Genomic DNA, 24293 nt, shown 5'->3' on the forward strand with positions numbered 1-24293 from the left:
GGTGGTTGAGCCTGGTGGTTGAGCCTCGGGCCAGGGCCGGTGGTTGAGCCTGTCGAAACCCTTTCGCCGGCTTTCGACAAGCTCAACCACCGGGGTCCAGAGTCCCGCCGGGGCAGAACTACAGGTGCACGTGCAGGCGCCGCGCCGCCTCCGAGATGGAACCGGTCAGTGACGGGTACACCGTGAAGGTGCTGGCGACATCGTCCACGTGCAGCTTCTGCTTGACCGCGATTGAAATGGGGAAGATCAACTCGGACGCGTTGGGACCCACCACTACGCCGCCGATGACCGTTCCCGAACCCTTCCGCGCAAAGATCTTCACGAACCCGTCCTTGGCATTGCGCATCTTGGCACGGGCGTTGCTGCGCAGCGAGAGCTTGACCACGTCGCCCTGGTACTTGCCGGAGTCGATGTCGGCCTCCGACACCCCGACATTGGCGATTTCGGGCGAGGTGAAGATGTTGGACGCCACCTGGTGCAGCTTGAGCGGGGTGACCATGTCGCCCATGAAGTGGGCAACCGCGATGCGGCCCTGCATGGCCGCCACGGAAGCCAGCGGCAGCACTCCCGTACAGTCGCCGGCGGCGTAGATGTTGGGGGCTGTGGTGCGGGAGACGCCGTCGACCTTAATGTGTCCGCTCTCGCTGACCGCCACACCCGCTTCTTCGAGTCCAATGCCCGCGGTGTTGGGGATGGAGCCCAGGCAGAGCAGGCAGTGGCTTCCGGTGACCTTGGACCCGTCGCTGAGGGTCACCACCACGCCGTCGTCCGTCCGCTCCACAGTCTCGGCGCGTGAACGGGACAGGACGCGGACGCCACGGCGCTCGAACACTTCCTCGAGGACCACAGCCGCGTCCACGTCAGAGCCCGGAAGCACCCGGTCACGGCTGGAGATCAGGGTGACCTTGGAGCCAAGGCCGTTGTAGGCGGAGGCGAATTCGGCTCCGGTCACGCCGGAGCCCACCACGATCAGGTCCTCGGGAAGTTCGTCCAGGTTGTAGATCTGGGTCCAGTTCAGGATCCGCTCGCCGTCAGGGCGTGCGGTAGGCAGCTCACGCGGGTGGGCGCCCACGGCCAGCAGAATCGTGTCCGCTTCCACGGTCTCGGTGCCCTCCGCCGTCAGCACCTCGATGGTGTGGTTGTCCGTTAGCCGGCCCGAACCGGTCAGGATCCGCACGCCCTGGCCGGCCAGGCCGTCGTGGATGTCCTTTGACTGGCTGCGGGCGAGGTTAAGGAGGCGGTCGTTGATGTGCTTGAGGTCCGCGCGCATCACCGGCACAAAGTCGCCGCCGTCGACGTCGAACTTAACTCCCAGTTCCCCCGCTTCAGCGACGCGGGTCATCAGGTCCGCGGTGGCGATCAGGGTCTTGGACGGGACGACGTCCGTCAGCACGGCGGATCCGCCGAGCCCGGCCCGCTCGATGATGGTGACCTGCGCTCCGAGCGAGGCGGCCACCATGGCGGCCTCATATCCACCCGGACCACCTCCCAGGATTGCGATCCGGGGTGAACTGAAATCTGGATGCGTAGTCACAAAAGCCCATTCTTCCGCATCCTCCCCGGACCACCAAAGAAACCGCTCTCTGGGCGAAAAGCCTGAAAGGGTGGGCCCAACAGAAAGCGGCGGGATACCTTGTACCAGTGAGTACAACAGACTTCCTGAACACGGATCCTTTCGCTGCCGCACGTGCCGCCGCCGACTACATCGCCGAGGAAACCGGGGTTGACAGCCACGATGTGGCCCTGGTGCTTGGCTCCGGCTGGGCAGAAGCCGCCGATCTCATCGGTGAAACCACCGCTACCCTGTCCGCCGAGGAAGTGCCCGGTTTCCATGCCCCGGCGGTGGTAGGGCATGTGGGCACCATCCGCTCCGTGCTGACCAGGGAGGGCAAGCGGGCCCTGGTCCTGGGCGCCCGCACCCACTACTACGAGGGCAAGGGCGTGCGCGCCGTGGTCCACGGCATCAGGACGGCGGCGGCCGCAGGCTGCAGGACTCTTGTCCTCACCAATGGCTGCGGCGGGCTGAATGAAAACTGGGCGCCGGGCACTCCGGTGCTGATCAGTGATCACATAAACCTCACCGCGGCCTCACCGCTGGAGGGCGCCACCTTCGTTGACCTGACAGATCTTTACTCCCCCCGGATCCGCGGAATCGCCCGGGAAGTGGACGCCACCCTGGACGAAGGCATCTACGTGCAGTTCCCCGGCCCGCACTACGAGACCCCCGCCGAGGTGCAGTACGCCAAGCGCATCGGCGCCGACCTGGTGGGAATGTCCACCGCCCTGGAGGCCATTGCCGGACGGCACGCAGGCATGGAAGTGTTCGGCATCTCGCTGGTCACCAACCTCGCCGCAGGCATCAGCCCGCAGCCGCTCAGCCACGAGGAAGTCCTCGAGTCGGGGCAGACAGCAGGTCCCCGGATTTCCAAGCTGCTCGCCGGAATCATCGCCCGGCTCTAGGGTCGGCACGCCCGCGGGCGGGAGCGGCTTCCGGCCCAGCGGCAGGTGCTTCGTGGGCCGGAAAAGACACCGTGGTGCAGGAAGTGCAGGGCCAATGACGATAGCGTTGTGCCCATGACCTCCTCCGATGCCGATTTCCGCCTGCTCAATGAGGCCCGTGACTGGGCTGCCCAAGACCCGGATCCCGAAACAGCGGCATCCCTCCTTGAGCTGGTCCGGCTGGTGGAAGACGGCTCCCCGGTGGCCCGCCAGGAACTCGAAGACAGCTTCCGCGGCACGCTGCAGTTCGGTACCGCAGGACTCCGCGCCGCGCTGGGGCCCGGGCCGAACCGGATGAACCGTGTGGTGGTGAGGCGCGCCGCTGCCGGCTTGGCGGACTTCCTGCTCCGCGCGGTGGGCGAGGCGTCACCGGGAACCCGGCCACGCGCCGTCGTCGGCTATGACGCACGCTACAACTCGGACATCTTCGCGGCCGAAACCGCGGCGATCTTCACGGCGGCCGGCATCGAGACGTTCCTGCTGCCGTCCGCGCTTCCCACCCCCCTGCTGGCGTATGCCGTGCGCGCACTGGAATGCGACGGCGGTGTGATGGTCACAGCCAGCCACAACCCGCCCCAGGACAACGGCTACAAGGTCTACCTGGGCCGCCATGCCGTGACGGACAGCGGCAATGGCGCCCAGATCGTGGCACCTTACGACGCCGAAATCGCGGCGAGGATCAACGCCGCCGGCCCGCTCGAAACCATTGCCCTCGCCCCCGACGGCTGGACAGTGCTCGACGGGTCCGTGGCCGCCGCCTACCAGCAGGCAACTGCGGCGCTCGCCCTCCCCGAATATTTTCCTGCGCGGAATTTGCGGATCGTCCTCACCCCGATGCATGGCGTCGGCGGCGAAACGGCGCTTGCTGTGCTGAATGCCGCCGGTTTCACCGATGTCACGCTCGTGGCCGAACAGGCTCAACCCGATCCCGCATTTCCTACCGTCAACTTCCCGAACCCCGAGGAGCCAGGGGCCCTGGACCTGGCCCTGGAAACGGCTGGGCGGCTGGACGCGGACATTGTTATTGCCAATGATCCCGACGCCGACCGGGCGGCTGTTGCGGCGAAGGACCCGGACACGGGTGCCTGGCGCATGCTCCGGGGGGACGAAGTGGGGGCGCTGCTGGGCGCCCACATAGCGGCGCGGCTGGCCGCGGCCGACGGAAGCGCCGGCGGCGGGGACAGCCATGGCGTGTTCGCGAACTCGATCGTTTCCTCCCGGCTCCTGGCCCGGATCGCCGCGGCTGCGGGCTGTGCGCACGAGGAAACGCTGACCGGGTTCAAGTGGATTTCCCGCGTGCCCGGGCTGCTGTACGGCTACGAGGAGGCGCTGGGCTACTGCGTCGCGCCGGAGCTGGTGAAGGACAAAGACGGCATCTCGGCAGCGGTGCTGATTGCGGAACTCGCTGCCGCCGCGAAAGCCGACGGAAAGACCGTCTTTGACACCCTGGACGACCTGTACCTGCAGCATGGCCTGCACGCCAGCGATCAACTCAGCATCAGGGTGGCGGACCTGGGACTGCTGGATGCAATGATGAACCGGCTCCGGGTCAGTCCGCCGGAATCCTTCGGCTCATCAGCAGTGGAGGTTTTCACGGACCTGGCCGAGGGCACCGGGCAGCTTCCGCCGACGGACGGGCTCCTGTATCTCACCCGCGACCTCACCCGGGTGATCATCCGGCCCAGCGGCACGGAGCCCAAGCTCAAGTGCTACCTCGAGGTGATCCACCACGTGGGGTCCGCGGCCGAGCTGCCGGAGGCCAGGCAGGCGGTGCGGGCGGCACTGGACGAAGTGCTCCTGGACGTCAAAGAGGCGCTGGGGCTTTAGAAGAAGTCAAAACCCGAAAAGGGCGCCCGGCCGGGCGCCCTTGTTCCGGGTTAGAACTGCGCGTCCTTACAGCTCGACTTCGACGAAGCCGTCCACCACGCGGGTGCTGAACGCTGCGATGCTCAGGCCCGGGGTGCTGAAGCATTCGCCGGTTTCGAGGTCATAGACCTCTTTGTGCAGCGGCGAGGCGATGGTGGGACGCGTGCCGCGTGATCCCAGGATTCCGCGGGCCATTACGTGCGCTCCGGTAGCCGGGTCCTCCTGGGCCACCGCGAAAACCTCAGTTGGGCCGGTCCGGAAGAGGGCAACCTGACGTCCTGCCACGAGGGCGGCTTCGCCCCAGGCGGGTTCCAGGTCGTCCACCAGGCAGACGCGGTGCCAACCGGTGGTGATGCCCGGTGCGGCCTCGTCGGTGGCTGCTGCGAGTGCCCCAAGTTCCAGTGTTGCCGTCATGTCGGCTCCTTCTCCTGTGCGTGTTTTCCTTGCCTTCGGCTGCCTCTGCGGCCGTGTTCCACGCTAGGGGGCGGGTGTTTCAGCGGGGTGCAGTGAATGTGTCCAGTGGGTAAAAGACACCTCACGCGGCCCGAAACCCGCCCGTGATGCAGAAGTTAAGTTGACGAAACAATTGGGAAACTGAAGCGAAACTGCGTCTCCCTAGTCTGGATGGACAGCTCGTCAGAGGAGGCTGCGGGAAAACTGCCTGCGGCCCATGCGAAAGGCCCATCAGTGACCGAACAGACTTCAAACACCGAGACTCCGCGCCGCATCGTCGTCGCCGGCGGCGGCCCAGCGGCCCACCGTTTTGCGGACGCAATGCATGCCCGCGGCCTCGATGGCTGGCATGTCACGGTCCTCACCGAGGAAGCGCACCTCCCTTACGACCGCGTCGCGCTCTCCAAGGCCCTGACCGAAAAAGACGTGGACCTGACCCTGGGCACCGCTTCGATGTGGGATCACCCTTCGCTTGAGCTGAAGACCGGCGAGCGCGTAGCCAGGATCAATGCCGAAGCCAAGACGGTGGAAACCGCTGCCGGCAACGTCTTCGAATACGACGAACTGGTGGTGGCCACCGGCTCGAACGCAGCGCGCCTGCCCATCCCCGGCGCCGAACACACCCACGTGTACCGCACGCTCGAAGACGTGTGGGCCATCAACGAGGCCATCACGGGCCTCACCGAGAAGCTGGGCCGCAGGGTCAACGCCGTCACCATCGGTGGTGGCCTTCTCGGGCTCGAATCGGCCGCCGGCACGGAGCAGCTGGGCGCCAACCCGATCGTTATTGACGGTTCGCAGTGGCTGATGGCCACGCAGCTAGACGAGGGCGCAGGCCAGGCCATGGGCAGGCTGATCAAGTCCAAGGGCTTCGAGGTCCACGGCGGCGTCTTCCCGTCGGAAGTATTGTCCGACGACGACGGCCAGGTCACCGGCGTCCTCATGGCTGACGGCCGGGTCATCGACGCGGACATCGTGATTGTCGCCATCGGCGTGCGGCCGCGTGATGAGCTCTTCCGTGCTGCTGAAGGCGAGGAGCAGGTGTTCAGCCTGGGCCAGCGCGGCGGTGTAGTCATCAACGACTACTGCGCCACCGAAGTACCGGGCATCTGGGCCATAGGTGAAGTAGCCAACTATGGCGGCATGTGCCTGGGCTTGGTAGCCCCCGCCAACACCATGGCAGAAATCGTGGCCGACCGGCTGCACGGCGGGGACGCCACGTTCCCCGGCTTCGACACCGCCACCAAGCTGAAGCTGTCCGGCGTGGATGTGGCGAGCTTCGGTGACGCCTTTGCCAAGACCGAGCACGCCCTCGAGATCGTCTACGCCGATCCCGCCCGCGGCGTCTACCAGAAAATTGTTACCACGGACGACGCCAAGACCCTGCTCGGCGGCATCTTCGTGGGCGACGCCTCACCGTACATGAGCCTGCGTCCGCTCCTGGGCCGCGAACTTCCCGCAGAGCCCGGCGCCTTCCTCAGCGCGGCCGGCGGCGGCGACGCCCCCGAAACTGAACTGCCGGACGACGCCACGCTCTGCTCCTGCAACAACGTCACCGCCGGGTCCATCCGTGACGCCATCAACGGCTGCGGCGCCTGCGAGGGCAACGCCCCCGTCCAGGAACTCGCCGAGCTCAAGGGCTGCACCCGCGCCGGCACCCAGTGCGGTTCCTGCGTCCCGATGCTGAAGAAACTGCTGGAAACCGAGCTCACCAAGTCCGGCGTCGAAGTTTCCAAGGCCCTCTGCGAGCACATCGAACTGTCCCGCCAGGAACTGTTCGACGCCATCCGGGTCCTGGAACTCTCCTCCTTCGAAGAGATCATGGCCAAGTACGGCACCGGCGCCGGCTGCGACATCTGCAAGCCCACCATCGCCAACATCCTGGCCAGCCAGAACAGCGCCTATGTCCTGGACGCCGGCCGTGGCACCCTGCAGGACACCAACGACCGCGCCCTGGCCAACATGCAGAAGGACGGCACGTACTCGGTGGTCCCCCGGATCGCCGGCGGCGAGATCACCCCGAAGAAGCTCGGCGTCATCGCGGCCGTGGCCGAGAAGTACAACCTGTACACGAAGATCACCGGCGGCCAGCGGATCGACATGTTCGGCGCCCGCCTGGAACAGCTCCCGGAGATCTGGAAGGAACTGGTGGACGCCGGCTTCGAATCCGGCCAAGCCTACGGCAAGAGCCTTCGTACGGTGAAGTCCTGCGTCGGTTCCACCTGGTGCCGGTTCGGAGTCCAGGATTCGGTGGCCATGGCCATCCAGCTGGAACTGCGGTACCGCGGCCTGCGCAGCCCCCACAAGCTCAAGATGGGTGTTTCCGGCTGCGCCCGCGAATGCGCTGAAGCCCGCGGCAAGGACGTGGGCGTCATCGCCACCGCGGACGGCTGGAACCTGTACGTCGGCGGCAAACGGCGGCGCCACGCCGGCCCACGCCCAGCTGCTGGCCAAGGACCTCGACGACGAAACGCTGATCAAGTACATCGACCGCTACTTCATGTACTACATCCGCACCGCCGACCGCCTTCAGCGCACCGCACGCTGGCAGGAAGAGCTCGACGGCGGCATCAAGCACGTTGAGGACGTGGTGGTCAAGGACACCCTGGGCATTGCCGAGGACCTCGAAGCCGCCATGGCCAAGCACGTGGACACCTACAAAGACGAATGGGCAGATACCCTCCAGGACCCCGAGCGCCTGCGCCGGTTCCGCTCCTTCGTGAACGCCCCGGACCAGAAGGACGACTCCATCACCTTCGTTCCGGACGAGCGCGGCCAGATGCGCCCTGCCACGGCAGAAGAAAAAGGCAAAGTCCTCATCGGGGCCTCCATCCCGGTCCGGTCCAGCAACCAGAACGAGGTATAGGCATGCAGCTCAGCATTGATCTCACCGGCCGCGAAGTCCTGGTCACCGGCTCGGACCACGCGGCACGCCAGGCGGTCCGCCGCTATGAGGCCGCCGGCGCCGTGGTCTACCGCCTCAGCACCCCCGCGGGTGCCGCCCATGACGGCCCGCTGCCTGAGCGGCCGTTCCTGGTCGCCGCCGTCGACGACGGCCAGGCCGGTTGGGATGCCCTGCTGGACCGGTGCCGCGCAGCCCGGATTCCCGTAGCGGCGGAACCGGCCGCAGGACCGGTGGGGCACGTCACGCTGGTCGGGGGCGGCCCAGGAACCACCGAACTGCTCACCGTCGGTGCCGTCAAAGCGCTGCGGGATGCCGACGTCGTCTTTTATGACCGGCTGGCGCCCTGCCAGGACCTGCCGTCCCTGACCTCCGCGGAACTGGTGGATGTGGGCAAGAAGCCGGGCCACCACAAGGTCAGCCAGGGTGACATCGAGAAGCTGATGGTCGCGTCAGCTCTGGAAGGCAACAACGTGGTCCGGCTCAAGGGCGGAGACCCGTACGTCTTTGGCCGCGGCGGTGAAGAGGTTGCTTCCTGCGTTGCGGCCGGTGTTCCGGTGCGCGTCATCTCGGGCGTCACCAGCGCCATCTCGGTCCCCGCGGCCGCCGGAATCCCGGTCACGCACCGGGAAGTGAGCCACATGTTCACCGTGGTCTCCGGTCACGCCCCGCTGACCGCCAAGGAGCACGAGCACCTGGCCGGCCTGGGCGGAACCATTGTTGTGCTGATGGGCATCGGTACGCTCCACCAGCTCGCCGCGGGCCTCCGCCGGGCGGGCATGCGCGCCGACATGCCCATGGCCGTTGTTGAACGCGGATACCGTCCCGGGCAGCGCACCACCATCGCGGACCTGGGCACCATCACCACTGCGGCCGCAGGCTGCAGCAACCCGGCTGTGCTGGTTATCGGTGAGGTGGTTCGGGTGGCTGAAGCCAACCGCGGGCATGCTGAGGCCGCCGCCGACCTGGACAGGCTGGCGGCCTCGCTGCTGGGCTCGTGAAAGGATTGACCTCCATGAATGCACTTGCACCGGCCGAATCACCGCAGGTCGAAGAAACACCCGACGCCGCAGAAGCGCCACTGGAGGGTTTCCGCATCGGCGTCACCTCGGACCGGCGGTCCCAGGACCTGATCGAGGCCCTCGAACGCCGCGGCGCTGAAGTGCTGCACGCCCCCGCCCTGAAGATCGCCCCGGTACAGGAGGACATGCGCCTCATCGACGACACCCGGGCCATCATCGCCGCCAAGCCGGACCTCTGCATCGCCACCACCGCCTACGGCATGCGCCGCTGGTGTGAAGCCGCGGATTCCTTCGGGATCGGCGACGAGCTGCTGGAAACCCTCGGAGCCTGCCGGATGTTCGTCCGTGGGCCCAAAGCCCGTGGCGCCGTGCGCGCCGCGGGCCTTGCCGACGTCGGAATCAGCAGCGACGAAACCACGGCAACGCTGGTGGACATGTTGCTCGCGGAGGGTGTCCGGGGCAAGACCGTCGCCGTGCAGCTGCACGGCTACACGGATGTCCGGCAGCTGGAGCGCCTGCGGATGTCCGGTGCCACCGTCCTGACCGTCACCCCGTACCGCTGGGTGAAGCCTGACGGCGAGGACAAGCTTCCCCGCCTTATTGAGGCGGTGTGCAGCGGAAACCTGGACGTCCTCACCTTCACCAGCGCGCCCGCCGTCGACGCCCTGTGGAGCACCGCCCACGAAATGGGCGTCTACAAACAGCTGATCGAGAGCCTGAAGACGAACGTCACCACCGCCGTGGTGGGCCCGGTGACCGCGCAGCCCCTGCTGGACGCGGGCATAACACCCCTGATTCCGGAACGCTTCCGGATGGGCGCCCTCATCAGGCTCGTGTGCGAGCACCTTGCCCTGAACCATGTGCGGCGGCTGGACACCAGATCCGGCAACATCGAGCTGCGCGGCCGCAGCCTTCGTATCAACGGCCAGCCGGTGGAACTGGCGCCGGCCCCGCTGCTGCTGCTGCGCGCCCTGCTCGGGGCGGGCGGCGCGGTCCTGTCCCGCGAATCCCTGTCCGACCTGCTGGAACTCCGCGGTTCCGTCCACGCGCTGGACATGACTGTAAGCAGGCTCCGTTCCTCCCTGCCGGACGGGCGCCTGGTGGAGACAGTGGTGAAGCGCGGCTACCGCATCCGCGTCTAGCTCCGCCTGAAGCCCCCGCAATGTGTCGGTGGGCGGCGGGATGAGAGGCAGGTCACGGGTTCTGTTACCAGCCGGTAAAAACTGGCGAACACGGCCCGTATAAACGGCAACTGAAGGGAAACACTCCGGAAAAAGCAGGGTCCTAGGCTGGGTTCCATCACGAAGTTCCGGCCGTTCAGCGGCCGCCAGCGAAAGGGCCAGCACATGTCCGCTCCGGCACCCTCCACCTCCACCAGTCCCGCCACCCGCATCGTCATCGCGGGGGCGGGTCCTGCGGCCCAAGCCCTCGTCAGCCAGCTTGACCGTGCCAGGTTCGCCGGCACCATCACCGTGCTGAGCAACCGGGACGACACCCCCGGGGAACTCCTCGAACTGGCACTGCTCCCCCAGGTCTCTGTCCGGTTCGGCCAGCCCGCCAGCCACATCGACCCGGAGAACCGGACTGTCGCCACGGCGGACGGCATGGAATTCAGCTACGACCAGCTGGTCATCGCCACCGGATCAGCACCGGTGGCCAGCCCGGTGGAGGGCGCCAGCCGCTGCCTCAGCTACTCCACCATTGATGACGCCGCCCGGATCGGCGAGGCGGTCAGCGAAGTCACTAAGGAACTCGGCCGGCGGCCGCTGGGCATCCTGGTGGGCACCGGGGCTGCCGCCGGCCAGGCGGAAGCCGTACTTCGTGCCAGGGGCGTCCGCCCCATCCGCACCACGGCCCGCCCGGCCGCCGTGGTTCCCGGTATCTCAGCCGGGCTCGCCGCCTCCGGCGTTGTTTTTGAAGATGGCAGCAGCATGAACGGAGACCTGGTGGTCCTGGCGGAGGAACGCGTGTCCCGGGACGGCCTGGCTGCCAGCGCGGGCCTGCAGACGGCCGCCACGGGCGGGATTGTCATCAGCAAGGACTTCCGCACGTCCGTCCCCGGTATTTGGGCTATCGGTGACGCGGCAGCGTTCGACGGCGTCCGGCTGGGACTGCTGGTGGCTGCCGCTTCCGCGGCGGGCGCCTGCGCCACCCAGCTTCTGGGTGCGGCATCCGTTCCGGCCGCTTTGCCGGCGGCCGCCTGAGGGGCGCGAGTTCCGGCTTTCCCCCGGTTGAGGGCTGCACCACTGTGGCAAGATGGTTCCGAAACGAGTCACGGGCGTTACAACGCCCCGGCCCACCGGCCCCTTCGAGAGGACCATCATGAGCAACGAAGCCACCCCTTCCGTTCAAACAGCCGCCGCCGGCGCCCCGGGTCCGGGCAGCATAGCGTCCTTCATCGACCACACGCTGCTGAAGCCCGAGGCCAGCGAGGCTGACGTCCTGAAGGTCTGCGCGGAAGCAGCCGAATACCGCTTCAAGTCAGTGTGCGTGAACCCCATCTGGGTCAAGACCGTGAAGAAAGCCCTCAGGGGTTCCGGCGTCCTCACGTGCTCCGTGGTGGGTTTTCCGCTTGGCGCCACGCCCACCGACGTCAAGACGTTCGAGGCCCGCGGCGCGGTGCTGGACGGTGCGGATGAGGTGGACATGGTGATTAACATTGCGGCCGCCCGCGCCGGGGAGAAGGGTGCGCTCCTCGAGGACATCACGTCGGTGGCGGAGGCCGTGCACGCCAGCGGGGCCATCCTGAAAGTCATTATCGAAACGGCGCTGCTCAATGACAGCCAAAAGGTCCTGGCCTGTGAAGCAGCCGTGCAGGCGGGCGCCGATTTCGTGAAGACCTCAACCGGCTTCAATGGCGGCGGCGCCACGGCGGAGGATGTGGCCCTGATGCGCCGCACGGTCGGGCCCGGTGTTGGCGTCAAGGCCTCCGGCGGCGTGCGGTCCCTCGAGGATGCGCAGGCTATGATTGCTGCAGGTGCAACACGTATTGGTGCCAGCTCCGGCATCGCCATCGTCAAGGGTGAACAGGGTTCGTCCTCCTACTGACGGCAACCGGAGCCGCCACAGATTGAGGCCCGCGGGGCCAAGGAGGAACGAATGTCCAGCAAGATCACGGCTTCCAGCCAGGGCCAGGCGTCTCACGAAGGGGCTCTCCGGACCCCCCAGAACGAGAACAAGCTCGGCACGAGCATCCTTCTCTTCGTGGTCTGCATGGCACTGTTCCTCGGCGCCATCTACTCGCTGTCCTTCCTCACGCTCGGAAACCCCTGGCCCATGGCCGCCTGCCTGGGGCTGTTCGCCCTGGCGTACTGGATCCCGCAGACCATCCTGGGCCGCTCCGATTCCGCGGGCGAGCACTAATCCCAAGTAAGTAGCATCAAGTGCCGTTTTGACGCTCCAAAACGACACTACGCGCTACCCAGTTGGGATTCCCGATCCCACATACAAGAGACCCCCTGGACAGTGTCCAGGGGGTCTCTTCACGTTTAGTGCGCGAGGGGCTTCAGAACCTGCCCGCGGTTAGGACCGGATCCGCCGCAGGATCAGAACCAGATGCGGGTCCAGGCTTCGGCTGCGGCCGCCACCGTGGTCCAGTGGCTCTGGGCGATTGACCAGCCCGCCACGCATAACCCCACCATGGCGTAGGCGCTGACGGGGATCAGCAGGAGCCACTCCCGCTTTGAGCCGGCACGGCCCAGCAGCGGGAGGGACAGGGCGCCGTTGGGCCGCCAGACCTGGCGCAGCAGCGGCACCTTGCGCAGCAGTTTGGGCGGCCTGACCACCAGCGGCCACAGCAACGGCACGCCCCCGGTAGTGATCATGTCCCCCACAATGTGCACCGCCACACCGATCAGCATCGAAACGGGCAGCCACGTCCACTGGTCCGGGGCGTACCAGGTGACAAGCCCGGCCATGACCAGCCCGAAAATCCAGTTGGTGAGGAACCCGGACTTCGGAAACAACTTCAGCGCCTTGGCCGCGATGTTGATCATGAACATGCACAGCAGCCCGGCGCCTACGGACAGCAGTCCCCACTCCGTCTGCAGCTGGATCTGCCCGGCGAGGGTTGCCAGCAGCACAAAAAAGCCCGCCCCGAGTACGGAGTGAGTGCCCTGCCGGTGTCCGCCGCTGGCATTCTCGATGCCAACGGCGATCACGTTGGACAGCGGCGGCAGGGAATTCGCCACCGTGCTGTGCCGGTGGTCCCAGTCGCACACCAGGGCGGTTCCCGCCGTCGCCATGCCGCCGATCAAAATCCCGGTGGCGTCCAGCGGATACCAGCCCAGTGTGTACGGCCCCGTCGAGGCAACAGCTACCCACGCCGCGGCTCCCGACGCGGCGTGATGTCCTCCCATCAACTCCTAGCTCACCGCCAGCGGTGCGTCGGAGAAGATGTTGCGGATGACACCGTTGGCCCATTCCAGGATTTCGGCGTCCTGCAGGTCCCGCCCGCCGATCTTCGCCGTCTTCGGCTTGGGAATCAGCACAGCATCGAGGGCGGGCTTGGACTGCGATCCCGGGTACATCCGGTTCAGGCGCATCACCTTGGACTCGGGAAGCGAAGCCGGCGAGAACTTGATGAAGTTGCCCTGCAACGCCACGTCGGACAGGCCGGATTCCCTGGCTCCCACCCGGAAGCGGGCCACCGCCACCAGGTTCTGGGCGGGCAGCGGCGGCTCGCCGTACCTGTCCACCAGTTCGGCCAGGACTTCGTCGATGGCCTCGTTGGTGAGGGCTGCTGCCAGCTTGCGGTAGGCCTCCAGGCGGAGCCGCTCCCCCGGCACGTAGTCGTGCGGGAGGTGGGCGTTGACGGGCAGTTCGATCTTCATCTCGGCAGCCTTCTCCTCGGCCTCGCCGCGGAAGTCGGCCACTGCCTCACCCACCAGGCGGATGTACAGGTCGAAGCCGACACCCTGGATGTGCCCGGACTGTTCGCCGCCCAGCAGGTTGCCGGCACCGCGGATTTCGAGGTCCTTCATGGCCAGCTGCATGCCGGCGCCCAGTTCGTTGTGCGTGGCCACCGCCTTGAGCCGCTCCAACGCCACTTCGCCCAGAGGTTTCTCCGACGGGTACAGGAAGTAAGCGTACGCGCGCTCACGGCCGCGCCCCACACGCCCGCGGAGCTGGTGGAGCTGGGACAGGCCGTACTTGTCCGCCCCGTCAACAATCAGGGTGTTGGCGTTGGAGATGTCCAGGCCGGTTTCGATGATGGTGGTGCACACCAGCACATCGAACCGCTTCTCCCAGAAGTCCACGATGATCTGCTCCAGGCGGCTCTCGGACATCTGCCCGTGGGCCACCTCCACCCGCGCTTCCGGGACCAGTTCCCGGATCCTGGCGGCGGTGCGCTCAATGGTGGACACCCGGTTGTGGACCAGGAACACCTGGCCTTCACGCATCAGCTCACGCCGGATGGCCGCCGAGGTCTGCTTGTCCGTGTAAGGCCCCACGTAGGTCAGGACTGGGTGGCGTTCCTCCGGCGGGGTGGCCAGGGTGGAGGTTTCCCGGATCCCGGTGAGGGACATCTCCAGGGTGCGCGGAATCGGGGTGGCACTCATGGCCAGCACGTCCACGTTGGTGCGCATCTTCTTCAGGGCTTCCTTGTGCTCCACCCCGAAGCGCTGTTCCTCGTCCACGATCACCAGGCCCAGGTCCTTGAACTCGAAGTCCTTGGACAGCAGCCGGTGGGTGCCGATCACCACGTCCACGGAGCCGCTCTTGACGCCCTCCACCGTTTCTTTGGTTTCCTTGGTGCCCTGGAACCGGGACAGGGCCTTGACCCGCAAAGGGAACCCGGAGAAGCGCTCGGTGAACGTCTCGTAGTGCTGCTGGGCCAGCAGGGTGGTGGGCACCAGCACGGCCACCTGCTTGCCGTCCTGGACGGCCTTGAACGCGGCCCGCACGGCGATCTCGGTCTTGCCGTAGCCCACATCCCCGGACACCAGCCGGTCCATGGGGATCTCGCGTTCCATGTCCGCCTTGACCTCATTGATGGTGGTCAGCTGGTCCGGCGTCTCCACGTACGGGAAAGCTTCCTCGAGTTCGCGCTGCCAGGGGGTGTCGGGGCCGAACGCATGCCCGCGGGAGGCCATCCGGGCCGAATACAGCCGGATCAGCTCGCCCGCGATCTCCTTGACAGCCTTCCGCGCCTTGGACTTGGTGCTGGCCCAGTCCGCACCGCCCATCTTGCTCAGCACCGGGGTGTCGCCGCCGACGTACCGCGTCACCTGGTCCAGCTGGTCCGTGGGCACAAACAGCCGGTCCCCAGGAGCGCCGCGCTTGGAGGGCGCATATTCCAGCACCAGGTACTCTCTCACCCCGTCACCACCGCCAGCCACCTTGCGCTGGATCAGCTCCACGAAGCGGCCGATGCCATGTTGTTCATGCACCACATGGTCCCCTGCCACCAGCTGCAGCGGGTCCACGGCGTTGCGGCGCTTGGAGGGCATGCGGCGCATGTCCTTGGTCGACCCGGCGGAGGTCCGGCCCAGCAGGTCCGCTTCGGTGAGCAGGCCGAGTTTGAGTCCGTCCAGGACAAAGCCGCGTCCGACGGCGGCAGTGGTCACCTCGATGATGCCCGCCTGGGGCTCGTGGTCCAGGCTGTCCACCCGGGCGCAGGGGATGTCCGCGTCATGGAACAGTTCGGCCAGCCGCTGGGCGGGTCCGGGGCCCTCGGTGGCGACGACGATCCGCCACTGGTCCCGCACGTGGGACCCGATGAAGTCCATCATTTCCGCGACGTCGCCCTGGTAGCCGCGCGGTTCGCGTGCGTGCAGGTTCAGGACGTCGATCTCGGGCAGCAGTTCCTCGTCCTGGGCCAGGGAGGTGATGGACCACCACGATACCCCGTGCTCAAGGGAGGAGGTCCGGGTTTCCGCCAGTGACCGGAAGCTGGCGGAATGCAGCGCAGCGCTAGCCTGCGAGCTGAGGTCCAGCGGGGCCGTCCCGCCGTCGGAGGCAGTGGACCAGGCCGCTTCGAGGAATTCCTCGTTCGTGGCCGCGAGGTCGTGGGCGCGGGTCCGGACCTTCTCCGGTTCGATGACCACGGAGATGGAACCGGCGGGGAGTTGCTCCACAAACGGGACCATGGCGTCCACCAGCACCGGCGCCAGGGATTCCATGCCCTCCACGGCAATCCCGCCGGCAATCTTTTCGAGCATGTCGGCCGCGGCCGGAAGCTGGGACTTGAGGGTTGCTGCCCGGGACATCACGGACGGTGTGATGAGGATTTCCCTGCACGGCGGGGCGTGCAGTTCGGTGGGGTGGTGCAGCCCCGGTGAGGACAGCGAGCGCTGGTCGGCGACGGCGAACCAGCGCATCTGGTCCACTTCGTCGCCGAAAAACTCGACCCGGACGGGGTGGTCCTCGGTGGGCGGGAAAACGTCGATGATGCCGCCGCGGACGGCGAACTCGCCGCGGTGCGTCACCATGTCCACCCGGGCGTAGGCAGCGTCGGCCAGGCTGCGGACCACTTCGGCGAACGGCCTCTCCTGGCCCACCTTCAGGGTGACGGGGACCAGCTCACCCAGGCCGGCCACAACGGGCTGTACCACGGCGCGGACGGGCGCCACCACCACGCGGAGGGCTCCCGCCGTCGAACTTTCCGGGTGCGCCAGCCGCCGCAGGACGGACAGCCGCCGCCCCACCGTGTCCGAGCGCGGCGAAAGCCTCTCGTGCGGGAGTGTTTCCCAACTGGGGAACTCAGCCACCGAGTCAGCAGGCAGGTACGCGCGCAGCGCGGCGGTAAGGTCCTCGGCTTCCCGCCCGGTGGCGGTGACGGCCAGCACCACGCCCGGCCCGGCGTCGCCGTTCCCTCCCCCCGCGGCGGTAATGCCGTCGGCCATCTCCGCGAGCAGCACCGGCCGCAGCCCGGCCGGCGCACTGATCTGGTAGTCCTGCCCACGGACGTCGAAGCCGCGGGCAGCCTCGGCGCGGACCCGGGCGAAAGTCTGGTCCGCGGCGAGGGCGGGGCGCAGTCCCTCCAGCGAAGGGCCTAGGCTGGGTTTGCCGGTGCTGGATTTGCCCGTGCTGGACTTTCCCGTGCTGGATGTGCCGGCGGTGGACGGGCCGGGAAGGCTCATGGCAGAAGCTCCTGTGGTGTTACGTAAAAAGCAGGCAACGCGAAAACCCGAAATTCGCTGCGAATCCCGGGTAATCCCAGCCTACCCCCAGCCGGCGACATGCCGGCCGTCCAAAGGCGCCGCGGCTCCGAACTGCTACAGGTGGAAGAGACAGAACACAAGACACAGGACAAGAAACACCGACGAAAGGGCACAGCATGAGCGGAACCAGCAGCACCCGGCCTCCAGGCAAAACCGTCCTGGTGACCGGCGCCACCGGCTACATCGGCGGACGCCTGGTGCCCAGGCTCCTGGACGAGGGGCACACGGTCAAAGTCCTGGTGCGCTCTCCCGGCAAGATCGCCGGCGTCCCCTGGCGGGACAAGGTGGAGGTCGTGGAAAGCAGCCTGGACGACGGCGGGGCGTTGCGGGCGGCCCTGGCCGGCGTCGACGTCTTCTACTACCTGGTCCATTCCATGGCCGCCGGGTCCGGCTTTGAAGCCAAGGAACGGGCAATGGCGCGGACCGCTGCCGACGCCGCGGCCGCCGCCGGTGTGACCAGGATCGTCTACCTGGGCGGGCTCCACCCCCAGGCTGTGCAGCTTTCCACCCACATGCGGTCCCGCGAGGCTGTGGGCCAGGTCTTCCTGAACGCCCCCGTGGATGCCATCGTCTTCCAGGCCGGGGTGGTCATCGGCTCGGGTTCGGCGTCCTTCGAGATGATCCGCCATCTCGCCGAAACGCTGCCGCTGATGCCGGCACCCAGCTGGGTGAGGAACCGGATCGAAGCCATCGCGGTGCGCGATGTCCTGTACTACCTCGTCTCAGCGGCGTCCCTGGACGGCCCGCTGAGCCGCACCTTCGACGTCGGCTGCCGCCAGGTCCTCACCTACGCCGGCATGATGCAGGAGTATGCCGCCGAAGCCGGGCCTGCCGTTCCGGCCGGTACTGGCGCTGCCGGTTCCGGCACCCAAGCTGGCCGGGATGTGGGTTGCCCTGACCACCCCCATCCCGCTGTCCATGGCCATGCCGCTGGTCCAGTCCCTGCAGCACGACGCCGTGTCCAACGAGCACGACATCGACCGGTACATCCCGCGGCCCGACGGCGGCCTGACCCCCTACCGCACCGCCGTCGCCCTTGCCCTCGGGAAGGAACGCGACGGCCAGGTGGAGACCATATGGGCCAGCGCCGGAGCTGCCGCCGATCCCCTGCCGAGTGACCCGGACTGGGCCGGGCACAAGGTGTACATCGACGAACGGACCTTCCATGGCGACGTGGATCCGGCCCGGGTGTGGACGGTGATCGAGGGCATCGGCGGGCGGAACGGCTGGTACTCCCTGCCGCTGGCCTGGCAGGTGCGGGGCTGGCTGGACAAGCTGACGGGCGGGGCCGGGCTGCTGCGGGGACGCCGGCATCCGCATACGCTGGCCACCGGTGAAGTAGTGGACTGGTGGCGGGTGGAACGGATCGAGCACGGGAAACTGCTGCGGCTGCGGGCCGAAATGCGCGCTCCGGGACGCGCCTGGCTGGAGCTGTCCGTTGAGCCGGACGGGACCGGCAGCCGTTACCGGCAGCGGGCTATTTTCTTCCCCAAGGGGCTGAGCGGGCGGCTGTACTGGCTGGGGGTCCTGCCGTTCCACAGCCTGATCTTCCCGGCCATGGCCAGGAACATCACCGGGGCGGCGCGGAAGCTGGTGGATGCGGAGCCCGGCGCCCGGACCCCGTAGGATGTTTGGAGCCTAATCCGACCCCCATGTCCCAGGAGGACCCATGGCCCTGAGCGCAACCACCACCCTTCCGCACTCCGTCCCCAGCGTTGCAGCTGTCCTGGTGAACGAGGATTTCCAGCGCCACGTCAGCCAGCTCGTCGGCGGCAGCCTGGAATCCTTCACCGTGGACGGCGACGTTGCCGGTGCCTTCAGCGCCACCTCAGTCCGGACCCTGCCCACGACCCGCCTGCCGGAGATCGCCCGCAAGTTCGTGGGCGAGCAGCTGAAAGTCACCCAGGTGGAGAACTGGGATGCCCCCGCCGCGGACGGTTCCCGGCAGAGCAGCATTTCGCTGAAGATTGCCGGCGCCCCCGTCGATGTCACCGCGGTGCAGCGGCTGGTAGCGGCCGACGGCGGCACCCGCGTGGAGCTTGAAGGTGCGGTCAAGTCCTCGGTTCCGTTCCTGGGCGGCAAGATCGCCGACGCTGCCGAACCGATGGTGGCCAAGGCCCTGAACCTGCAGGCCCAGCAGGCGCAGGCCTGGCTGGAAAGCCACTAGGTTCGTGGAGCTGCCCGTCTTCCCGGCGCTTGTCCTGATCATCGCCGGGGTATGGTCCCTGGTGGTCTGGCCGCAGTTCCTGCGCCGGGTCATGAAGGATCCGCGCGCCAGGGACGCCACAGGCAAGGCCACCAGGTTCCTCACCGTTCACGTGGTGCTGGTCAGCATCTCGATGGTGCTTGGCGCAGCCACCGCCGTGATTGGAATTCTGGGGCTGGCCGGCTAGGCCCCCGGGGACCCGGCACAAAGAATCGTCCGGCCCTCTTCCCACACGGGAGGAGGGCCGGACGTTTCTGCGTTATCAGGCAGCCTGGTTGAGCGCGTCCTCGGCGGCAACCCAGGAAATCATGGCGCACTTGACCCGTGCCGCGTACCGGGCCACTCCCTCGAAGGCTGCTGCATCGCCCAGGAGATCCGGGTCTGCGTGGATTTTTCCCCGCGACCTCAGGACCTCGCGGAAGCTGTCAATCACCCCGTGGAGTTCCGCCACCGTCATTCCCTCGGCCAGGTCGGTCAGGACGGAAGCAGAGGCCATGGAAATGGAGCAGCCCGCACCGTCCCAGGCAACCTGTGCCACTTTCCCGTCGCTCACTGCCAGGCGCAGGGTTACTTCGTCGCCGCATACCGGGTTGAGCTGGTGCGACTGGCCCGTCGTGGAGCCGTCGGGCGCGTCCGTGCCGGCCAGGCCGCTGCCATGGCGGGCCTTGGAGTGATCGAGGATGATCTGCTGGTACAGCTGGTCGAGGCTCATGGTTTTACCTTCAGGGTGTGGGGTGTCTTAGGCGCGAAAGTAGGCGCGTACGCCGGCGACGGCATCCAGGAACTGGTCCACGTCGTCGGTGGTGTTGTAAAGATAGGCGCTCGCCCTGGTGGTGGCCGTCAGACCCAGCCGGCGGTGCAGCGGCTGGGCGCAGTGGTGGCCCACCCGCACGGCAATCCCCCGCGAGTCAAGGAACTGGCCCACATCATGGGCGTGCACGCCGTCCACGTCGAATGCGGCGAGCCCAATGCGGTCCTGCCCCGCCGCGGGCCCCAGGACCCGGATTCCCGGGATGGACTCCAGGCCCGTGACCATCCGCTGGCCGAGCTCGGCCTCCCAGCGGTGGATCCGGTCAAGCCCTGTTTCCGTCAGGTAGTTCACGGCCGCGGCCAACGCCACAGCCTGCGAGATCCGCTGGGTCCCGGCTTCGAAGCGCTGGGGGGCCGGGAGGTACTCGGCCCGCTCCATGGTCACCGTAGTGATCATGGAACCGCCTGTCAGGAATGGCGGCAGGATATCCAGCATGTCCTGCTTCCCGTAGAACACGCCGATCCCGGTGGGCGCGAGCATTTTGTGCCCGGAGAACACCGCAAAGTCAACATCCAGCTCTTTGACGTCCAGCGGCATATGCGGGGCGGACTGGCAGGCATCAAGTACCACCAGGGCTCCCGCCTGCCGGCCCAGGGCTGCGAGTTCGCTGACGGGGTTGATCGTTCCCAGGACGTTGGAGGCATGCGTGAAGGCCAAGACTTTTGTCCGGCCGTTCACGGTGTCGCGGGCCACGTCCATCCGGAGGCCGCCGTCGTCGTCCACAGGGATGTACCGCAGGGTTGCCCCGGTGCGGAAGGCGAGTTCCTGCCAGGGTATGAGGTTGGCGTGGTGCTCCATCTCGGTCACCACGATCTCGTCACCGGGATACAGGGCGAGCTCCTTGAGCCGGCCATCGCCCCTGCCCTGGGCAGCCCACAGGCCGGCGTTGGACAGGGCGTAGCTGAGGAGGTTCAAGCCTTCGGTGGCGTTGGAAGTCCAGATGATCTCGGAGTAGTCGGCGCCAACGAAATCCGCCACCGTCTGCCGGGCGTCCTCGAAGGCTTCGGTGGCCTCGACCGCAAGATGGTGGGCGCCGCGGTGCACCGCCGCGTTGCGCTGCTCGTAGAACTCCTGCTCGGCCTCAATGACGCTGAGCGGGTTCTGCGACGTGGCTCCGGAGTCAAGGTAGATCAGCGGGCGGCCGTTGACCAGTTGGTCCAGGACCGGGAAGTCGTTGCGGATGCGCTGCACTTCGGCGTTGTCCATCACAGGCAAGGCGCGTTCCAGTGTGGCTGGCGTTGATACTACGGCCAAAACAAACTCCTTGAAATGCCAACGGATGACACCCAATTGTCCCACAGCACGGCTGTGGCGGCCGCCCGGAGGGGCAGCCGCCACAGTCGCTCCGGGCTTCAGCCCGCGGAGTGGAGGGCCGGCGACGGCTGGGGGGAGAGTCTCGGTCTCAGAAGACTCTGACGTCGCCGGCCCCGTCCAGCCCGGTCCCGAGGGACCGGAAGTTTGTTGGATACAAGGCCTTCATTTTGTTCTCAAAGCTTCGGCTTCTTTCGTACCGTTTGCTTTGCTTCCATAAGTAAATACTCCGGAGTACACCGTGCACACGAGTAGGGTGTACTCGAATTCCACCGCGTGGGACTACCTATGGGGCGCCGATACCCGAAAGGCTTCGAAGAATCACGCGAGGGTGCCGCGAGGGCGTGCAGGCAGAGGGCGCGCGGGCCACACCGTCCCTTCAGGGAAGGTCAACCAGGCGGTTTCCAGGAGGCCTACTTGGGCAGGGCCGACTCCAGCTCATCCCGGCTCCGCACGCCGAGCTTGACGTACGTGCGGTACAGGTGGCCCTCCACCGTGCGCACCGACACCATGAGCCGCTGGGCGATTTCACGGTCTGTCAGGCCCTGTACGGCCAGCTCCACGATGTCCTGTTCGCGCCGGGTGAGGTGGACGGCGGGAGCGGCGGCAATAAAGCGGCCTTCGCGGAACCTTTCTCCCAGTTCGTGGTCGCATTTTTCGCGCATGGCAACGGCCTGCCGGGAGCGACGGCGTTCCCCTGCCTGCTCCAAAAGGGTGCTGGCGCGGGCGTAGGCCTCCCGTGCCAGGTTCACGAAGCCCGATTCCTCCAGGTTGGAGGCCGTTTCCATCAGGGCATCCCCGTCAGCCTCTTCCCAGCGGGTAGCCAGGGTCAGCATGGCCTGCGCCCACCGGCCCTCCACCGTCCCGGCGACAGACTGCACCACCGGGATGACGGAAGGGTCGCCCAGATCCCAGCAGATGGCCAGGAGTTCGAGCAGGGTTCCGGCCCGCGCGGTGGCGTCATGCGTGGTGGCGAGCGTATGCAGCGCGGCAAGGCCCTTGCCGTCCCGGGACAGGTATTCGGCGGCAGCGGCGTTGTAGGCAGCGGCCAGCAGCTCGTGGGCCGGGCCTCCTGCCGCAGCATCGCTGTAGTCCTGTTCCAGGCGCTGCGCCTGAGCCGTGTCCCCCAGCCTTGCGGCAACATAAAAACCCAACGCTGAACCGAAGCGGAACAGCTGCAGCGGATCGTTCAGGCGGAGTGCCTCCACGGCCGGCAGCAACACCTGGTACGCACGCTCCATCCGGCCTTGCCGCAGGAGCGAGTACCCGCGCAGTATCTGCAGACTGCCGTTGAAGGTGTCGGCCCCGGGCGAGTGGCTGGCGGCGTAATTGTCGAGTTCACGCCCGGCCGATTCCCATTCCCCCATGGCAAGGTAGTCGGTCACCAGCCGGCCCAGTACAAACTCTGTGTAGAAGAACAGGCTGTCCTCCAGCGGCGGCAACTCGGAAGCGGCCAGGAGCGCGGAATCCAGGCCCTCGGAAGCCCGGCCGGCGGCAGCCAGGGCGTGCGCCAGGAGCGCCTCACCCAAGGCCCTGACCGGTTCGCCTCCCGCATCCGGGGAGGGGCTGTTCCTGATCTCCCTCACCTCCGCGGCCAGCGCTTCGGCGTCCACTTCCGCACCCAGCTCGAGGAGGCGCACGACGTGCAGGAGCTGCTCCGGCGCGAAACGGTCCCCGTCATCCAGTTGCCGGATGTGTTCCCGCATGTCATCGGCCAGGGGCCTGAGCGGTGCGCCCTTCGCCTGGTGGGCGGCCGCCCGGAGAAGGACGACGGCGGGGCCCTCGCCGGTACCGGACAGCTGCCGCCAGCAGGCATCAAGCAGCTCGGCGGCCGGCCCGTACATCCCCTCGTTATACAGCGCCCGGGCCTGGATAGCTTTGGCCAGGGGCACCAATGCCGGATCCCGGACTTTGGCCGCTATGGTTCGGGCGCTGTCATTGCGGAAGCGCCGCAAGGCTTCACGGGCGGCGCGCAGCATCTCGTCGTCGGGAATGCGCAGGCCTACCTCAAAGGCCCACTCCACGGAACGAAGCATGCCCTCGCCGCGCAGGGCCGCGCCGTCCTGGTGGGCCCGGATCTTTTCCAGCAGTTGCAGGCTCCGGGACACGGACAGGGTGTTCCTGATCGCTTTGGCGAAGAGGGCGTTCCACATGAAGAGCTCGGCCGGAACCCCGGAACTCTCGGAAATCATCTGCTGGTCAAGGAGGGAGCGGACCACGGAGGCCCCGCTGATGTCCTCGATCACCTTTCGGCCCACGGGCCCGGCGAGGGCGATGAGCTTCAGGGCCTCCTGTTCCTCCGGTCCCCGCCGGAGGTGGTCCTTGGTCACCACCGTCGTGAGCTGCGGGCCGTCCGCCGGCAGGTGGCCAAGCAGTACCCAGATGCCGTTCCGCTTGGCGAGGACTCCGCTTTCGGCGGCATCGTGCAGCAGTGCGTCGAGGATCCGCGGGTTGCCGCCCGACGCCTGCCAGATGGAGTCGATGGTGGCCGGCGGGACGGTCCCATCCAGGACGTGGGCCAGGACTTCGTCGATCTGATCCCGATTCAGGGGCCGGAGGTCCACCCGTTCGGCAAGGCCGTCATACCAGAGCTGGTCCAGCGGCTGCGGGAGGCCGGGCCGGGGCCTGGCGGCAGCAACCACCGTTGCCCATCCGGCAGAGATGAGGTCCGCCACCACGCCGGCCGAGGCCTCGTCCAGGTGATGGGCATCGTCCACTATCAGCAGGACCGGGGCGCCGCTGCCCGCCTTTAGCTTTTCAAAGTAGGTCCACATGGAACGCAGTACCGCTACCGGCGAGACGGACTCTTCAGCGGTCAGGTCTCCCGTGTAAGGGGTGAGGACGCCGAAAGGCACGGCCGCAAGGGCGGAGCTGCCGTGGATCTGCAGGATGTTCAGCTGCCCGGCGAGACGCTCGGCGATTGCCTCTGTCAGGGACGTTTTGCCGATGCCCGGCCGTGCCATCAGGAAAATCGCGTGGCTGGTGCCGTTCCGGACAATATTGCAGATCCGTTCCAGCGGCTCACGCCGCCCAGTAAGGGCGCGGTGGGCCGTTGCCG

Annotated in this window: 16 protein-coding genes and 2 pseudogenes; 11 read left to right on the top strand and 7 right to left on the bottom strand. The window is 67.2% G+C overall.

Annotated features, from left to right (window positions below; all coding sequences use genetic code 11):
- Positions 1-118: 118 nt before the first annotated feature.
- Positions 119-1534, bottom strand: coding sequence for an NAD(P)H-quinone dehydrogenase (locus QF047_RS14050; RefSeq protein WP_307278140.1), 1416 nt, complete (start codon positions 1532-1534; stop codon positions 119-121).
- A gap of 107 nt (positions 1535-1641) precedes the next feature.
- Here QF047_RS14050 and QF047_RS14055 point away from each other — a divergent pair, with 107 nt between their 5' ends.
- Positions 1642-2460 (top strand): purine-nucleoside phosphorylase, encoded by an 819-nt coding sequence (locus tag QF047_RS14055; protein ID WP_307278143.1) that lies wholly within the window; start codon positions 1642-1644, stop codon positions 2458-2460.
- Positions 2461-2574: 114 nt separating this feature from the next.
- The gene (locus tag QF047_RS14060; RefSeq protein WP_307278146.1) at positions 2575-4326 is read left to right on the top strand and encodes a phospho-sugar mutase; all 1752 of its coding nucleotides are present in this window, start codon (positions 2575-2577) and stop codon (positions 4324-4326) included.
- Positions 4327-4392: 66 nt separating this feature from the next.
- Here the strand turns inward: QF047_RS14060 and nirD are convergent, their stop codons facing one another.
- The gene (gene nirD / locus QF047_RS14065; RefSeq protein ID WP_306638741.1) at positions 4393-4779 is read right to left on the bottom strand and encodes a nitrite reductase small subunit NirD; all 387 of its coding nucleotides are present in this window, start codon (positions 4777-4779) and stop codon (positions 4393-4395) included.
- A 273-nt stretch (positions 4780-5052) separates the two neighbouring features.
- Here nirD and nirB point away from each other — a divergent pair.
- The 6 genes and pseudogenes from nirB to QF047_RS14095 all read left to right on the top strand — a co-directional run bounded on the left by nirB (position 5053) and on the right by QF047_RS14095 (position 12105).
- A pseudogene (gene nirB, locus QF047_RS14070) lies at positions 5053-7684 on the top strand (nitrite reductase large subunit NirB).
- A 2-nt stretch (positions 7685-7686) separates the two neighbouring features.
- The gene (gene cobA, locus QF047_RS14075; RefSeq protein WP_306638739.1) at positions 7687-8721 is read left to right on the top strand and encodes a uroporphyrinogen-III C-methyltransferase; all 1035 of its coding nucleotides are present in this window, start codon (positions 7687-7689) and stop codon (positions 8719-8721) included.
- A 14-nt stretch (positions 8722-8735) separates the two neighbouring features.
- Complete coding sequence (locus tag QF047_RS14080; RefSeq protein WP_306638738.1) at positions 8736-9884, top strand: uroporphyrinogen-III synthase; 1149 nt, start codon at positions 8736-8738, stop codon at positions 9882-9884.
- Positions 9885-10088: 204 nt separating this feature from the next.
- A complete protein-coding gene (locus QF047_RS14085; protein WP_307278153.1) occupies positions 10089-10946 on the top strand; it encodes an FAD-dependent oxidoreductase in 858 nt (285 codons plus the stop codon).
- A 118-nt stretch (positions 10947-11064) separates the two neighbouring features.
- A complete protein-coding gene (gene deoC / locus QF047_RS14090) occupies positions 11065-11790 on the top strand; it encodes a deoxyribose-phosphate aldolase (RefSeq protein ID WP_307278155.1) in 726 nt (241 codons plus the stop codon).
- A gap of 51 nt (positions 11791-11841) precedes the next feature.
- Positions 11842-12105 (top strand): hypothetical protein, encoded by a 264-nt coding sequence (locus QF047_RS14095; RefSeq protein WP_306638735.1) that lies wholly within the window; start codon positions 11842-11844, stop codon positions 12103-12105.
- Between the two features lie 182 nt (positions 12106-12287).
- Here the strand turns inward: QF047_RS14095 and QF047_RS14100 are convergent, their stop codons facing one another.
- Positions 12288-13100 carry a metal-dependent hydrolase gene (locus tag QF047_RS14100; RefSeq protein ID WP_307278161.1) on the bottom strand — a complete coding sequence of 271 codons (813 nt, stop codon included), beginning with the start codon at positions 13098-13100 and terminating at the stop codon, positions 12288-12290.
- A 6-nt stretch (positions 13101-13106) separates the two neighbouring features.
- Positions 13107-16826 (bottom strand): transcription-repair coupling factor, encoded by a 3720-nt coding sequence (gene mfd / locus QF047_RS14105; protein ID WP_307278163.1) that lies wholly within the window; start codon positions 16824-16826, stop codon positions 13107-13109.
- A 197-nt stretch (positions 16827-17023) separates the two neighbouring features.
- Between mfd and QF047_RS14110 the strand changes: the two are divergent.
- The 3 genes and pseudogenes from QF047_RS14110 (at position 17024) to QF047_RS14120 (ending at position 19300) form a co-directional block, all read left to right on the top strand.
- Positions 17024-18533: pseudogene (locus QF047_RS14110) on the top strand (SDR family oxidoreductase).
- A 43-nt stretch (positions 18534-18576) separates the two neighbouring features.
- Positions 18577-19074, top strand: coding sequence for a DUF2505 domain-containing protein (locus tag QF047_RS14115; protein WP_306638732.1), 498 nt, complete (start codon positions 18577-18579; stop codon positions 19072-19074).
- 4 nt (positions 19075-19078) lie between these two features.
- Positions 19079-19300, top strand: a complete 222-nt coding sequence (locus QF047_RS14120) for an SCO4848 family membrane protein (protein WP_306638731.1) — start codon at positions 19079-19081, stop codon at positions 19298-19300.
- Between the two features lie 75 nt (positions 19301-19375).
- On the opposite strand, the gene sufU is transcribed toward QF047_RS14120, so the two are convergent.
- From sufU to QF047_RS14135, 3 genes are all read right to left on the bottom strand, one after another.
- Positions 19376-19825 (bottom strand): Fe-S cluster assembly sulfur transfer protein SufU, encoded by a 450-nt coding sequence (gene sufU, locus QF047_RS14125; protein ID WP_307278170.1) that lies wholly within the window; start codon positions 19823-19825, stop codon positions 19376-19378.
- A gap of 27 nt (positions 19826-19852) precedes the next feature.
- On the bottom strand, positions 19853-21178 hold the full coding sequence (locus tag QF047_RS14130; protein WP_307278173.1) for a cysteine desulfurase: 1326 nt from the start codon (positions 21176-21178) through the stop codon (positions 19853-19855).
- A 470-nt stretch (positions 21179-21648) separates the two neighbouring features.
- Positions 21649-24252 carry a LuxR C-terminal-related transcriptional regulator gene (locus tag QF047_RS14135; protein WP_373427813.1) on the bottom strand — a complete coding sequence of 868 codons (2604 nt, stop codon included), beginning with the start codon at positions 24250-24252 and terminating at the stop codon, positions 21649-21651.
- Positions 24253-24293 lie beyond the last annotated feature (41 nt).

Source organism: Arthrobacter sp. W4I7 (assembly GCF_030816215.1).
In the GTDB taxonomy this organism is placed as follows: domain Bacteria; phylum Actinomycetota; class Actinomycetes; order Actinomycetales; family Micrococcaceae; genus Arthrobacter; species Arthrobacter siccitolerans_A.